The organism is Psychromarinibacter sediminicola (genome assembly GCF_029168335.1).
Lineage (GTDB): Bacteria > Pseudomonadota > Alphaproteobacteria > Rhodobacterales > Rhodobacteraceae > Psychromarinibacter > Psychromarinibacter sediminicola.
Genome location: NZ_JARGYC010000036.1, coordinates 13,269 through 26,171 on the forward strand (window position 1 = coordinate 13,269; position 12,903 = coordinate 26,171).

Sequence of the window (12,903 nt, forward strand, 5' to 3'; positions counted from 1 at the left end):
CGGCGTCTCAGCCGTATTGCAGGAAGGCGGCCAGGAGGTCGGTGCGGGTGAGCATGCCGACGAGCCGACCGCCGTCGGTGACGGGGTAGACGCGGAACGGTTTCTCGATGAACGCCTCGGCGGCAGTGACGAGGTCGGTCTCGATGTCCAGCGTCTCGACGTCCGGCGTGGCGTGGTCGGCCACGGTGCCCTGCCATTGCCGGTAGTAGCTGGCGCCGAGGGCGGAGCGGAAGCAGTCCTTCTGGGTCAGGATGCCCGCGAGCCCGCCGGAGTGGTTCACGACGGCCGCCGCGCCGCTCTGGGTGCGGACGAGCTGGGCCACGGCGGCGCGGATCGGTTCGTCGGGGCGCAGGCGCAGGAAGTCGCGCTGCATGACCGAGGCGATGCGGCTTTCATCCATGCGCGGCGTCCTTTTCACGGTTCGGGCAGCCGGCACAGCGCTCGCCGCCGGCGCAGGCGGTGCCCTCGCAGGCGGTCTGCGGCGGCTTGCCCCGGAGCGCGAGGCCGAGGGCGAGGCCGCCGGCGGCCAGGGCGGTGATGACGATGGCGAGGAGGAGTTCCATGCTCAGAGCTCCGCCGCGTCGAAGCCGCCGGTGCGGGTGGCGGTCAGACCGTCGGGCGTGGCCGACAGGAACAGCGCGGCGATGCCGTGGCGAGTGGCGAGTGCGGGGCCGCGGGTCTCGCCGGCGGCCATCAGGGCGGTGGCCCAGCCGTCGGCCTCCATCGCCGTGGGGGCGAGGACCGAGACCGAGGCGAGGGCGCCGGTGATCGGTTCGCGCGCGGCGGGGTCGATGATGTGGCTGTAGAGCCGGTCGCCCGCGCTGTAGCTGTTCGCGCGGGTGCCGGAGGTGGCGATGGCGGTGCCGTCGAGCGTGACGGCGCCGGCCAGCGCGGCGATGCCGGGGCGCGGATCCTCGATGCCGGCATGCCAGGGGCGGCCGGTCGGGTGGCGGCCCCGGGCGGTCAGCTCGCCGCCGAGGTCGATCAGGAAGTCGTCGTGGCCCGCGGCCCGCAGCGTCTCGGCCATGCGGTCGAGCGCGCGGCCCTTGGCGATGCCGCAGAGGTCCAGGGTCAGCCCGTCCTCGGCCTTCTCCAGCATGCCGTCCCCGGCGCCGAGGCCGCGCCAGCCGCCGGGCGTGCCCTCGATGGGCCCGAAGCCCCAGCGGGCGACCAGCGGGCCGACCGACGGGTCGAAGGCGCCGTGCGTGGTGCCGGCCAGCGCCAGGGCGGCGGCGGCGACGCGGGCCGTCTCGGGCGTCGCCTCGACCGGGCCGGCGGGGGCGCGGTTGAAGGCGGTGATCAGGCTGTCGGGGCGCCAGGGGCTTTGCTCGGCGTCGATCTCCGCCAGCAGCGCCTTGAGCGGCGCGCGCAGGCGGGCGGCGCCCGCGCCCGCGGGCAGGACGACGCGCCAGCCGGTGCCGAAGGCGGCGCCGTCCAGCGTCTCGACGGGGGACGCGCCAAGCGCGAGGCGGGGCGCGGCGAGCGTCGCGGCAGTGGCGGTCAGCAGGCGGCGGCGGGTCAGGCGCATGGCTCAGGCTCCGAAATCGTCGTTATGGATCATGTGCCGCTCCACCCCCAGCTTGCGCAGGGTGGTCAGGACGGCGGCGATCATCACCGGCGGACCACAGAGATAGTACTCGCAATCCTCCGGCGCAGGGTGCTGCGACAATGTCTTGCGCACGATCTCGTGGATGAAGCCGGTGGCGCCGGTCCAGCGGTCGCCCGGCGCCGGGTCGGACAGGGCGGGGGTCCAGGTGAAGTTGTCGTGCGCGGCGGCGATGCCGTCCAGCTCGTCGACGTAGAACAGATCGCCCGCCGAGCGGGCGCCGTAGAAGAAGGACATCTTGCGGTGCGTCCCGAGGCCGATCTGCTCGTGGATCATGGCGCGCAGCGGGGCCATGCCGACGCCGCCGCCGATGAACACCATTTCGCGGTCGGTGTCCTGCACGCCGAACTCGCCGAAGGGCCCGGAGATGTCGAGGTCGTCGCCGGGCTGGCAGGCGAACAGGTAGGACGAGACGATGCCGGGCGGGATGTCCTGTTCGTGCCCCGGCGGGGGCGCGGCGAGGCGGATGTTGAACACCGCCCGCCCGGCGTCCTCGGGCCGGTTGGCGATGGAGTAGGCGCGGGTGACCTTGGCGTCGGAGCGGGCCTTGAGGCCGAACCAGCCGTTGACCTGCCAGGTCTCGCGGAATGGCTCGGGCACCTCGATGGTGGCGAAGTCGAGCGTGTAGGCCGGCGCCGAGAGCTGCATGAACATGCCGGCGCGGTAGTTCATGTCGAAGCCTTCGGGCAAGTCGAGGACCAGTTCGCGGATCAGGGGCGCCAGCATGGTGTTTGAGATCACGCGGGCCGAGACGGTTTCGGCCGAGAGGATGTCGGCGGGCACCTCGACCGTGGCGGGGCCGCGCAGGGTGGTCTGGCAGGCGAGACGGACGCCGGCCTTGCGCTCGGCGGCGGACAGGATGCCCTTCTCGGTCGCCTGCGCCTCGCCCGCGCCGGGGCCGCCGGCGGTGACGCGGCAGAGACCGCAGGTGCCCGAGCCGCCGCAGCCCGCGGGGATCGGGATGCCGGCGCCGTGCAGGACCGACAGCAGCGTGTCGCCGCGTTTCGCGGGGATCGTCTGGCTTTCGTTCACCGTGACCTCGATGGCGCCCTGCGGCACCAGCGACCGGCGCGCGCCCAGAAGCCCGAAGGTCAGCAGCAGCACGAGGGCGACGATGACGCCCGAGCCTATGAGGATTTCCGCAATCACGGGCCCACCATCTGTGCGAAGGAGGAAAAGCCGAGTGACATCATCCCCGCCACGACGAAGGCGATGCCGAGGCCGCGCAGGCCCGCCGGCAGGTCGGCATAGGCCATGCGGGTGCGGATCGCCGACAGGAGGATCACGGCGAGCGCGAAGCCCGCGCCGCTGCCGAGGCCGTAGGCGACGGAGTCGGTGAAGCTGTAGCTGCGTTCCACCATGAACAGGCTGCCCGCGAGGATGGCGCATTGCACCGTCAGGAGCGGCAGGAAGACCCCGAAGGCGCCGTGGATGGCGGGGAAGAAACGCTCCAGCACCATCTCGATCAGCTGCACCGTGGCGGCGATGACGCCGATGAAGGCCAGAAGCGACAGGTAGGACAGGTCGAGCTCGGGCCGGCCGGCCCAGTCCCAGGCGCCGGGGGCGAGGACGGCGGTATAGATCAGCTGGTTCAGCGGCACCGTCACGCCGAGCACGAAGGTGACGGCGATGCCGAGGCCCACCGCCGTCTCCAGCCGCCGCGACAGCGCCAGGAAGGTACACAGCCCGAGGAACAGGGTGAGCGGCATGTTCTCGACGAACATCGCTTCGAGGAAGAGGGCGCCGAAGCCGGTCATTCCGCGGGCTCCGTGACGCGGGGCGCCTCGTGCTCGGTCGGCTCGGTCTGTTCGGTGCGGATCGAGCGGATCGCCCAGACGAGAAGGCCCAGCAGGAAGAAGGCCGAGGGCGCGAGCTGCATCAGCGACAGCGGCTGGAACCAGCCGCCCTGATCGGTGGTGCGCAGGATCTGGTAGCCGAGGAGCGCGCCGGTGCCGAGGAACTCGCGCAGCGAGCCGATGATGACGAGGATCAGCGAATAGCCCAGCCCGTTGCCGAGCGCGTCGACCATGGACGGCAGCGGCGGGTTGGAGCGGGCGAAGCTCTCGGTCCGGCCGAGGACCAGGCAGTTGGTGGTTATCAGCGCGACGAAGACCGACAGCCGCTGCGAGATGTCGAAGAAATAGGCCTGCAGCACCTGGTCGATGACGATCACCAGCGAGGCGACGATGATGATCTGCACGATCAGGCGGATGGTGCCGGGGATGTGGCGGCGTATCAGGCTGACCGCGAAGGCCGAGAGCACCAGCACCACGGTCAGCGCCACCGACATGGTCAGCGCCGTGTCGAGCTTGGTCGTCACCGCCAGCGCCGAGCAGAGCCCGAGGATCTGCAGCGTGATCGGGTTCTGCCGGATCAGCGGCGTCGTCAGGGTGGTCCAGAGCGCCATGGATCAGAACTCCCCGTCGCGCATCGCCTCGATGACGGGGCCGTAGCCGTCGGGGCCGAGCCAGAAGCGGACGATCCGGGTCATGGCGGTGGAGGTGCGGGTGGCGCCGGTGATGCCGTCGACCTCGTAGGGCGAGGTGGCGACGCCCTTGGCGACGGCGAAGCGCAGGTTGCCGAGGTCGTCGATGAACTGCTTGCCGGCGAAGCTGGCCTGCCAGGCGGGTTCCTCGATCCGGGCGCCGAGGCCCGGCGTTTCCTGCTGCTGGGTCACGGTCATGCCGGCGATGGTGCGCATGTCGCCGTGCAGCGCCAGCATCGCCTGGATCGTGCCGTTATAGCCCTGCCCGGCGATCGGCAGGATCACGAGCTGCAGCGCCCCGTCCGCGTCGCGCAGGATGTAGATCTGGGCGTAGTCGGGGCGGGCGCCGAGGCCGGCGATATCCTCGGCCGGGCTGAGCTCGGTCCAGTTGGCGGCGTCGGCGAGCGCGGTGTCGAGCGAGGCGGGGTCGACGCCTTCGGCCGCGGCGCCCTCTTCGAGGTCGACCACGACGGTCGAGATGGCGCCGTCCTCGGACTGGGCGAGCAGGTCAGTCATGCCGGGGATCGCGGCGATCAGCGATTCCAGGCGCAGCTGCTCTTCGGCGGCGCGGTTGGCGGCCTGGATCGGGCGCAGGATGGCGGTGGCGCCGGTGACCGCCACGGCGCAGGCGGTGGCGACGGCGAAGGCCACGGCGATGGTCTTGCCCCGGCTGTCGTTCGGCAGCGCGAGGAAGCGTTTCCAGGCGGCGAAGGGTCCGGTGTCAGCCAAGGCGTCTTCTCCTGAGGGTGAGCCAGAGGGCGATGGCGATCTCGTCCAAGAGCGGCGCGGCGAGCGAGGTCAGAAGCGCCGCCGAGACCGCCAGCTGAACCGGGTGCGCGCCGGTCCAGTAGGCCGCGAACATCAGCGCCAGCGCGGCGTAGAGCGCGCCGTTCAGCCAGCGGCCGAGCGCGGTGGTCGCGCTGGTGACCGGGTCGGCGACCAGAAGGACCAGCACGACGCCGTAGATCGCCAGCTTGTCGGGAAACGGGATGCCCGCGAGCGCGGCGAGGGCCATGACGGCCAGCGCGCCCAGCAGCAGGCGGGCGGAGATCACCCCGAAGGCGGCGCCGATCAGCGCGGCGGGGATCACCGCCCAGCCCACCGGGATCGCGAGGCCGGGCCAGCCCGAGGCGGGGAAGCTGAAGCCCAGGAAGGCCAGCGCGACGGTGGCGGGGTTCAGGATGTTCCGGCCCCAGCCGCCGAAGGCAAGCTCCGCCATCACCACGCCGAAGGAGGTGCCGAGGACCAGCGCGAAGATCCCCAGATCCTCGGGCGCCAGCATCGCCAGCGCCAGCGCCGTGAGCGCGCCGGCGAAGGAGGGCGGCTGCGCGCGCGCCAGCATCCACAGGACGTGCCAGAGGCCGGCGACCAGCAGGAAGAAGCCCAGCCGCGCCAGCGCCCAGGGCCCCTCGATCACCAGCCAGGTGACGGCGACGGGCAGGATCGCCGCGAGCAGCATCAGCGCGACGGTTTCGCGGTCCCACAGGCCCCGGATCATATGGCTTCCTCCGCTGCGATCCGCGCCAGCATGGCATCGAGCAGCCGCGAGAGCGAGGGGTCGGCGCCGCTGACGTAATCGGCGAGGGTGAGATCCTCGGACAGAAGCGACAGGGCGCCGAGTTTCACCGCCGTTTCGCTGTCGCCGGCGGACAGCGCGCGCAGGAGGCTCATCGCGGGCAGGGCGCCGCCGGTGGCCTGTTCCAGCGCGGCGCTGGGGATCAGCGGCAGCGGGCGCGAGGCGCGTTTCAGGGCCGAGAGGAACCAGTGCGGCCGGGGGCCGTGGCGGTCGGGGTCGATGACCGTGACCTGCCGGTCCCGGCCGGTGAGCCATTGCGATTCCCGCCCCTCCAGCGCGGAGCCGGAGAGGATGGCGTGCGGGCCGGGTTTCACGTCGTGCCAGGTCAGGCCGCGCAGGTCGGCGCCGGGCTGGCAGCGGACCAGCCGCGCGCTGCGCATCGCCGGGCCGGAGACCGAGACGAGCCGGGTGTCGTTGACAAGGCCGGTGGCGAGCAGGTCGCCGATGGCGGCCACGTCCTCGGCGTGAAGCTCCCAGACCGGCCGGCCGATCTCGGCCGGGAAGTGGCGGTGGATCTGGAAGCCGGCGAGGCCCCAGGGATGGGCGCCGGCCACCTTGACGACTTTCAGCCGCTGCGACACGCGGGCCGGGCCGACGAGATCCTCGCCCGGCGGCTGGCACAGGTGGATCGGACCGCCCGTCAGGAGCGTGAGCGCCCGCAGCCCGCGTTCCAGCGCGCCGAACTCGTGGTCGAGCGCGCGGCGCGGGTCGGGCGCGAGCGGGCGGGTGTCGACGGCCATGACGAAGATCGCGGCGGGCTCTTCGTCGGGGTCGGGGAAGCGGCCGAAGGGGCGCGAGCGTATCTGCGTCCAGAGGCCGGAGCCGAGGAGCAGGGCGCGCAGGGCGTCCGAGTCGCCCGCAGCGTCGCCCACCTCGTGCGTGTGGCGGCCGGCGCTGTCCTCGTGGAAGAACCGCATCCGGGTCAGCCGGTGGCCGGGGCCGAGGTCGATGCCGGCGACGCGGGCGGGCATCGGGGCTGTCACGACGACGCGCGGGTCGCGGCGCGAGCGCAGGACCGGCGCCCCCTGGGCGACGAAATCGTCCTTCGCGACGAGCGGCTCGACGCGGAAATCCTCCTCGGGCGTGGCGGTCAGCGCGGCCTCTTCGGTAATGGCGCGCTCCACGGTCCCGGGCGCGGGAGGCGTGTCAGCGAGGCTGACCTCCAGACCGCTTCGAAAGAGCCAGGGCATGCCTGCTCCCCTCTCAGAAAATCGCCTTTGCGGCCACCGATCACATTGTCGGGAGAGGCTCGCTCTGCTAGCGTCAGATTATCGTTATTCCCAGAGGCATCAAGGTCTAACGCCATGATTCTTTCGAAGAAAACCTTCGGCCGGATATCATCTTTTCCTGCCGTACTCGCCGTCGCCGCCCTGTCGGCGGGGGCTTTTTCCGCAAATGCACAAACCGCGGACACGGATGCCGCGGAAAGCGGCACGGACGCGGAAAACGTCACCACTTTCGTGCTGCCGGACAGCGGCCCGTTCTCTCCCGAGACCATCGAGATCAAGAACGCCGTCGCCATCGGCAACTGGGCGCGGTCGGGCCATTCCGACCGGGCGTCCGAATCGTTCTCACATTGGGACGAGGACGGCGAGGTGCCGGCGGTCTGTGCCACCTGCCATGCGGGCGCCGGGTTCCGGTCGTTCCACGGGCTGGACGGCAGCGAGCCCGGCGTGCGGGAAGAGCCCTTCCCGATCGGCGGGGTCGTGGATTGCGAGACCTGCCACCATCCGGGCCTGTCGCAGGTGGCCGAGATCACCCTGCCTTCGGGGGTCGAGCACCCGGTGCAGGGCGGCGAGGCCGCGTGCTTCACCTGCCACCAGGGCCGCGCCGCGGGCGCGACGGTGTCCGAAGCGGTGGGCGACATGCCCGAGGACGAGCCGAACCCCGAGTTCCGCTTCGTGAACCCGCATTACAACCAGGCCGCGGCGACCTGGCTGGGCGGCTACGGCGAGTCCGGCTATCACTATCCGGGCAAGAGCTATTCGGGCCGGTTCCTGCATGCGCAGCCGGTGGCCAGCTGTGCCTCGTGCCACGAGCCGCACAGCCTGGAGGTCGCGGAGGAGGCCTGCGAGGTCTGCCATTTCGACGCGGCGCCGAAGGACATCCGCATCAGCCGGGTCAGCTATGACGGCAGCGGCGACACCACCAAGGGCATCCGCGCCGACATCGACGCCAATGCGGCCAAACTGCTGGACGAGATCGAGACCTATGCGGCCGAGGTCGCGGGCACGCCGATCCTGTACGAGGCGCATTATCCGTACTTCTTCGCCGACGCGAACGGCGACGGGGTCGCGGACGAGGCGGACGGGCGGTCGGTGTCCTACAATGCCTGGACGCCGCGGCTTTTGAAGGCGGCGTTCAACTGGAAGTTCGTGACGGCCGATCCGGGCGTGCATGCGCATAACCCGCATTACGCGCTGGAGCTCCTGTACGACTCGATCGAGGACCTGGCGAGCACCACGGGGACCGACTTCGAGGCGATGGGCCTGTTGCGCTGAGAGCGTCCGCGCCCGTCGGGCGCGCGGGGCTCTTGCCGACGGAACGGGGGCGGCGCGGGGCGATCCCGCGCCGCCCTTTTCGTGCCGGGCGTCTTATGCGCGTTTCACGAGCGGCCGGCGGCGCGCAGGCGCAGGGCGAGCCGCGACAGCCAGAGGCCGACGTCGCGCGGGTCGGCGGGATAGGGCAGGTCCGGGAGGTCCAGGGCGTCCGCGTCCTTCGGAGCCCGGCCGCCGGACGCGGCCGGAGCGGCACCGGCGCACGCTTCGGTTGTCGATGATTTGGTCATGCTGTCTCGCGGGAAATGTGGCCGTTCACGCCTACGCAACCAAGCCTAACATATCCTTAACAGGGCAATCGTTGCCTCCACGGTCCTTGTCACGGTCCTTGTCACGGTCCTTGTCACGGGCCGCGGGCGACGGCTATGGAGGAAGGACGCGAACAGGACCGTCCGGCCCGGCACGGCCGACGGGGTACGACTTTTGGTTGCATCCTTGCGGGCGTGCGCGACCGGACCCCCGGCTGTGGGGGAGAGTGAGTATTGAGTGAGGAGACGCGCGCCGCCGAGACGAGCGTGATGGTCGGGGTCGCCGCCTCGGCCGGCGGGCTCGAGGCGATCTCGCTTCTGGTCCGGCACCTGCCGCCGGCGCTGAACTGCGTCTATGTCCTGGCCCAGCACATGTCGCCCAGCCACAAGAGCATGATGGCCTCGCTTCTGGCGCAGGAGACCGAGCTCGACGTGGCCGAGATCGTGGGCCCCACCGTGCCGCGACCGGAGACGATCTATGTGCCGCCGCCGGGCTCGGACGTGGTCTTTGCGGGGGGCGAGCTGGTCCTGGAGCAACCCGAGGGGCACGCGGCCACGCCGAAACCCTCGGCCGACCGGCTGTTCAAGTCGCTGGCGCAGGAGGCGGCCGAGACCGCGGTGGGGATCGTCCTGTCCGGCACCGGCAGCGACGGCAGCTATGGCGTGCAGGCGATCCGCGAGGCCGGCGGCATCACCATCGCGCAGGAGCCGAATTCGTCGAAATACGACAGCATGCCGATCTCGGCCACGCGCACCGGCTGCGTCGACCTGACGCTGACGCCGCAGCAGATCGGCCAGCACCTGGCCAAGATCCTGGAGACGCCGCGCGATCTGTCGGGGCTGAAGGCGCTGTACGACCGGGACTCGAAGAACTCCGACCTGTTCCAGATCCTGCTGGCGCATACGCGGGTCGATTTCCGGCACTACAAGGCGACCACGATCAACCGGCGCATCCACCGCCGGATGGTGGCCAAGGGGATCGAGGATTTCCGCGACTACGTGGAGCTGTGCCGGCTGTCGGTGGAGGAGGTCGAGGCGCTGTATCGCGACCTGCTGATCTCGGTCACCAGCTTCTTCCGCGACCCCGAGCAGTTCGGGGCGCTGGCCAAGGCGGTGGCCGCCCGGGCGGCGGCGGCGCCGGACGCGCCGATGCGCGTCTGGATCCCGGGCTGCGCCACCGGCGAGGAAGCCTATTCCATCGCGATCCTGGTGGTCGAGGCGATGGGCGGGCTGGACCAGGTCGACAAGGAGCGGCTGCAGGTCTTCGCCACGGATATCGACGAGCGGGCGCTGGAGACCGGCCGGCGCGGCCGCTACCCGGCCTCGGCCGTCACCGACATTCCCAAGCCGTATCTCCAGCGCTATTTCAGCCTCGGCGAAGAGACCATCGAGGTGAGCGCGCGGCTGCGCAGCTTCGTGATGTTCACCCGGCACAACGTGGTCCAGGACGCGCCGTTCATGTCGATCGACCTGGTCAGCCTCCGCAACGTGCTGATCTATTTCGAGACGCGGCTACAGGAACGGGTTCTGACCCGCATCCAGTACGCGCTGAAGCCCGACGGGCTGTTGTTTCTGGGCACGTCCGAGAGCGTGGGCGGCATGGAGGCGTATTTCACGAGCGCCGGCCCAGGGCCGGATATGGGGCCGGATACGGGGCCGGATATGGGCCCAACCACCGGCGCCAGGATCTTCGGCAAGCGGGCCGCGCAGCTGCCGCCGGTGCCGAACCTGAATGCCAGCCTGCCGGCGGGGCTGAGCGGGCGCGCCCCGGCGCCGCCCGAGCTGTCCGGCCGGCCCGCGCCCAGCGAGGACCGGCAGCGGTTCGACGCGCTGGCGCGGTCCTTCGTGTCGACCGGCATCCTGACTGACGCGAACAAGCAGATCCTGCGGATCTACGGCGACATCGCGCCCTTCGTCGAGATGACGGCGCCGGTGCATGGCAGCATGACGCTGTCGGTCCTGCACAAGACGCTCGCCTTCGACGCTGGTTCCATGGTGCTGGTGGCGCTGCGCCATCGCGAGGTGCGCTCGGGCCAGTGGCACGCCTTCGACGGGCGCGGCTTCAACACCGTGCGGATGACGGCCTATCCGATCGTCACCGGCGACGCGGAGCCGCTGGTGCTGATCGGGTTCGAGACCGAGTCGCGCTCGGCCCCGGACCCCGCAGAGGTGGAGCGGACGGATTACGTCGACTATCTGGAGACCGAGCTCGGGCGCACGCGCGACACGCTGCAGGTCGCCATCGAGCAGCTTCAGGCGTCGAACGAGGAGCTGCAGTCGCTGAACGAGGAGCTGCAGTCGTCGAACGAGGAGCTGCAATCGACCAACGAGGAACTGGAGACCTCGAACGAGGAGCTGCAATCCACGAACGAGGAGCTGATCACCGTCAACGAGGAGCTCCTGGTCAACGCGGCGCAGCTGGAGCGGACCTCGGCGGAGCTGAACGGGCTGATCAAGGGGCTGCCCACCGACATGATGATGCTGGATCCGGGGCTGCTGATCCGGCACGCCTCGGAAAGCGCGGTGGAGACCTTCGACATCCGCGAGCGCGGCCAGGCGCTGGGGCATCTGTCGCAGTGCCGCATCCCGGCCGGCTATCCGCCGCTCGTCGAGATCTGTTCGCGGGCGCTGGTGGACCGCAAGCGGATCAGCCAGCAGTTCGAGATATTCTGGAAACTGAAGTCGCTGACGGTGACCCCGCTGTTCACCGGGGGCGACGAGCTGATCGGGCTGATCCTGGTGATCGACACGGTCGATCTGATGGCCGACACGCTGCTAAACAAGACGCTGCGCCGGTTCGGTCAGGTCGGCACCTGGCGGGCCAACCTGTGGACCGGCCAGCTGTCCTGGTCGGAGGAGGTCTATGCGATCCACGGGCTGGAGCCGGACTGGAAGCTGCGCAGCCTGGAGGACGGGCTGGCCTTCTATCACCCCGACGACCGGGCGATGGTGCGGGCGGCGCTGGACCGGTCGCTGGAAGAGGGCGAGCCGTTCCATTTCCTGGCGCGGCTGAACCGGGCCGACGGCAAGACCATCGTCGTGGAATCGGCCGGCGCGCCGGTGCAGGACGAGGAGGGGCAGGCCGTCGCGCTGACCGGCGTGTTCCGGGACTATACCCGGCTGCGCAACGACCATCTGCTGGTCAAGCATTACAACCAGGTCGCCACCGACGAGGGCATCGGGTTCTATTCGCTCGACGTGGTGAACGACCTTCTCTACTGGAGCCCGCGGCTTTACGAGATCCTGGGGATCGACCCCGAGACGCCGCCGCGGATCGCGGTCGCGCTGGACCGCTTCGCGCCGGAGGCGCGGGCGCGGGTTGCGGCGATGCTGCAGAATGCTATCGAAAGAAACGAGCCGTTCGAGTACACTGAAGAGATCGTCCGGCCCGACGGCACGCACCTCCGCTGCCGCGGAACGGGGCGAATCGAACTGGGCGAAGACGGAAGGCCGACGCATGTCTATGGCACGTTCCAGGTCGTGGATGACGAGACAGACGTCGGCGGATGATTGCCGGGCGGATCCCGGCGGCGGCGCAAATTAACACTCTATAAACTAAAACCTGTATAAAAAATTGCCGAAAACCCGCGAAAGGATTTTCCAAGTGATTGCTGACCGCGGAGAAGAGCCGAACGCACGCTGCAAGCTGTCGATCTCGCTGACGCGCGACATGGAGACCGGCGCGTGGTTCGCGGACCGTATCGAGCTGGATCTCGGCGATGCGCGCAACGTGACCTCGTTTTCGCGGCCGACGCCGATCGCCAGCGTCTTCTCGGCCGAATTCATCGAGGAACTGACGCCGTTCCTGCCGGACAGCGCGGAGGCGACGATGCTGGTCGATTCGAACGCGGTACTGGAGACACCGCGCCTCGTGCTGGGCAGCATCCGGGTCGCGGCGCATCAGCCGATGCACGGAATCCAGCATGTCGTGATCCGGTTCCGCAAGGCGCTGGGGCTCGCCCAGTCGGTCCTGCGCCCCAAGCACCGGCTCGAATCGGCCACGCTGACGGCGCTGGAGCAATCGGCGGGGGAGGCGCTTCTGAACCTGCTGCGGCCCTGCATCGACCTGGCCACGGTCGACGGCATCGACCCGTCGGACGAACGGATCGGCCGGCAGGTGGCCGAGCGGCTGGAGATGCTGTCGGAGAACAAGGAGGAACTGGCCTTCTTCTCCTATCTCCTGAAGCGCTACATCGAGAACCTGCCCGATGCCGATGCGCGGGCGCCGGCGCTGGAGCATATGCGCCGGCACAACCTGGCGGCGGCGATGGCGCGCTGAGGCGGCGCCGCGCCCCTTTCCCCTTTCCATCAGCCGTCTGACCGGGCGCGGTTTTGTCGCCTCCGCGCTCTTGTGAACCGCGCGCGTTCTGGCATGGTTCATGGCTGGGCCCTTTGGGGGAATGTCGCGGGGAATGTCGGGTAGACGCGAT

General features: G+C 70.1%; 13 protein-coding genes. 3 read left to right on the plus strand and 10 right to left on the minus strand.

Annotated elements, in window-relative coordinates; all coding sequences use genetic code 11:
• Positions 1–7: 7 nt before the first annotated feature.
• Genes P1J78_RS14025 through P1J78_RS14065 form a run of 9 tightly spaced genes read right to left on the minus strand, consistent with a single transcriptional unit; the run spans position 8 to position 6,857 of the window.
• Positions 8–400: a CBS domain-containing protein gene (locus tag P1J78_RS14025; RefSeq protein WP_275568002.1), complete on the minus strand. Its 393-nt coding sequence runs from the start codon at positions 398–400 to the stop codon at positions 8–10.
• The gene (locus P1J78_RS14030) at positions 393–563 is read right to left on the minus strand and encodes a hypothetical protein (protein ID WP_275568003.1); all 171 of its coding nucleotides are present in this window, start codon (positions 561–563) and stop codon (positions 393–395) included. Before P1J78_RS14030 ends, P1J78_RS14025 begins: the two co-directional genes overlap by 8 nt.
• A 2-nt stretch (positions 564–565) precedes the next feature.
• Positions 566–1,528, minus strand: a complete 963-nt coding sequence (locus P1J78_RS14035) for an FAD:protein FMN transferase (protein ID WP_275568004.1) — start codon at positions 1,526–1,528, stop codon at positions 566–568.
• 3 nt (positions 1,529–1,531) lie between these two features.
• Positions 1,532–2,755 (minus strand): NADH:ubiquinone reductase (Na(+)-transporting) subunit F, encoded by a 1,224-nt coding sequence (nqrF, locus tag P1J78_RS14040; RefSeq protein ID WP_275568005.1) that lies wholly within the window; start codon positions 2,753–2,755, stop codon positions 1,532–1,534.
• The gene (nqrE, locus tag P1J78_RS14045; RefSeq protein WP_275568006.1) at positions 2,752–3,363 is read right to left on the minus strand and encodes an NADH:ubiquinone reductase (Na(+)-transporting) subunit E; all 612 of its coding nucleotides are present in this window, start codon (positions 3,361–3,363) and stop codon (positions 2,752–2,754) included. The genes nqrF and nqrE overlap by 4 nt, the downstream gene beginning before the upstream one ends.
• Positions 3,360–4,013 carry an NADH:ubiquinone reductase (Na(+)-transporting) subunit D gene (locus P1J78_RS14050; protein WP_275568007.1) on the minus strand — a complete coding sequence of 218 codons (654 nt, stop codon included), beginning with the start codon at positions 4,011–4,013 and terminating at the stop codon, positions 3,360–3,362. Before P1J78_RS14050 ends, nqrE begins: the two co-directional genes overlap by 4 nt.
• 3 nt (positions 4,014–4,016) lie before the next feature.
• Entirely contained in the window at positions 4,017–4,820 is an 804-nt protein-coding gene (locus tag P1J78_RS14055) for an FMN-binding protein (protein ID WP_275568008.1), read from the minus strand.
• Complete coding sequence (locus P1J78_RS14060) at positions 4,813–5,589, minus strand: RnfABCDGE type electron transport complex subunit D (protein WP_275568009.1); 777 nt, start codon at positions 5,587–5,589, stop codon at positions 4,813–4,815. The genes P1J78_RS14055 and P1J78_RS14060 overlap by 8 nt, the downstream gene beginning before the upstream one ends.
• Positions 5,586–6,857, minus strand: coding sequence for a Na(+)-translocating NADH-quinone reductase subunit A (locus P1J78_RS14065; protein ID WP_275568010.1), 1,272 nt, complete (start codon positions 6,855–6,857; stop codon positions 5,586–5,588). The genes P1J78_RS14060 and P1J78_RS14065 overlap by 4 nt, the downstream gene beginning before the upstream one ends.
• A gap of 270 nt (positions 6,858–7,127) precedes the next feature.
• On the opposite strand from P1J78_RS14065, the gene P1J78_RS14070 reads away from it, so the two are divergent.
• Positions 7,128–8,168, plus strand: coding sequence for a cytochrome c3 family protein (locus P1J78_RS14070; RefSeq protein WP_275568011.1), 1,041 nt, complete (start codon positions 7,128–7,130; stop codon positions 8,166–8,168).
• Between the two features lie 104 nt (positions 8,169–8,272).
• Here P1J78_RS14070 and P1J78_RS14075 read toward each other — a convergent pair whose 3' ends face one another.
• Positions 8,273–8,455 carry a hypothetical protein gene (locus P1J78_RS14075; RefSeq protein ID WP_275568012.1) on the minus strand — a complete coding sequence of 61 codons (183 nt, stop codon included), beginning with the start codon at positions 8,453–8,455 and terminating at the stop codon, positions 8,273–8,275.
• A 252-nt stretch (positions 8,456–8,707) separates the two neighbouring features.
• Here P1J78_RS14075 and P1J78_RS14080 point away from each other — a divergent pair, with 252 nt between their 5' ends.
• Positions 8,708–11,983 carry a chemotaxis protein CheB gene (locus P1J78_RS14080; protein WP_275568013.1) on the plus strand — a complete coding sequence of 1,092 codons (3,276 nt, stop codon included), beginning with the start codon at positions 8,708–8,710 and terminating at the stop codon, positions 11,981–11,983.
• A 94-nt stretch (positions 11,984–12,077) separates the two neighbouring features.
• Positions 12,078–12,752, plus strand: coding sequence for a hypothetical protein (locus P1J78_RS14085; protein WP_275568014.1), 675 nt, complete (start codon positions 12,078–12,080; stop codon positions 12,750–12,752).
• Positions 12,753–12,903 lie beyond the last annotated feature (151 nt).

What these genes read in the sequence shown, in the direction of transcription:
- P1J78_RS14025 (WP_275568002.1), bottom strand. Translation starts at nt 400, where the DNA reads ATGGATGAAAGCCGCATCGCCTCGGTCATGCAGCGCGACTTCCTGCGC.
- P1J78_RS14030 (WP_275568003.1), bottom strand. Translation starts at nt 563, where the DNA reads ATGGAACTCCTCCTCGCCATCGTCATCACCGCCCTGGCCGCCGGCGGC.
- P1J78_RS14035 (WP_275568004.1), bottom strand. Translation starts at nt 1,528, where the DNA reads ATGCGCCTGACCCGCCGCCGCCTGCTGACCGCCACTGCCGCGACGCTC.
- nqrE (WP_275568006.1), bottom strand. Translation starts at nt 3,363, where the DNA reads ATGACCGGCTTCGGCGCCCTCTTCCTCGAAGCGATGTTCGTCGAGAAC.
- P1J78_RS14050 (WP_275568007.1), bottom strand. Translation starts at nt 4,013, where the DNA reads ATGGCGCTCTGGACCACCCTGACGACGCCGCTGATCCGGCAGAACCCG.
- P1J78_RS14060 (WP_275568009.1), bottom strand. Translation starts at nt 5,589, where the DNA reads ATGATCCGGGGCCTGTGGGACCGCGAAACCGTCGCGCTGATGCTGCTC.
- P1J78_RS14065 (WP_275568010.1), bottom strand. Translation starts at nt 6,857, where the DNA reads ATGCCCTGGCTCTTTCGAAGCGGTCTGGAGGTCAGCCTCGCTGACACG.
- P1J78_RS14075 (WP_275568012.1), bottom strand. Translation starts at nt 8,455, where the DNA reads ATGACCAAATCATCGACAACCGAAGCGTGCGCCGGTGCCGCTCCGGCC.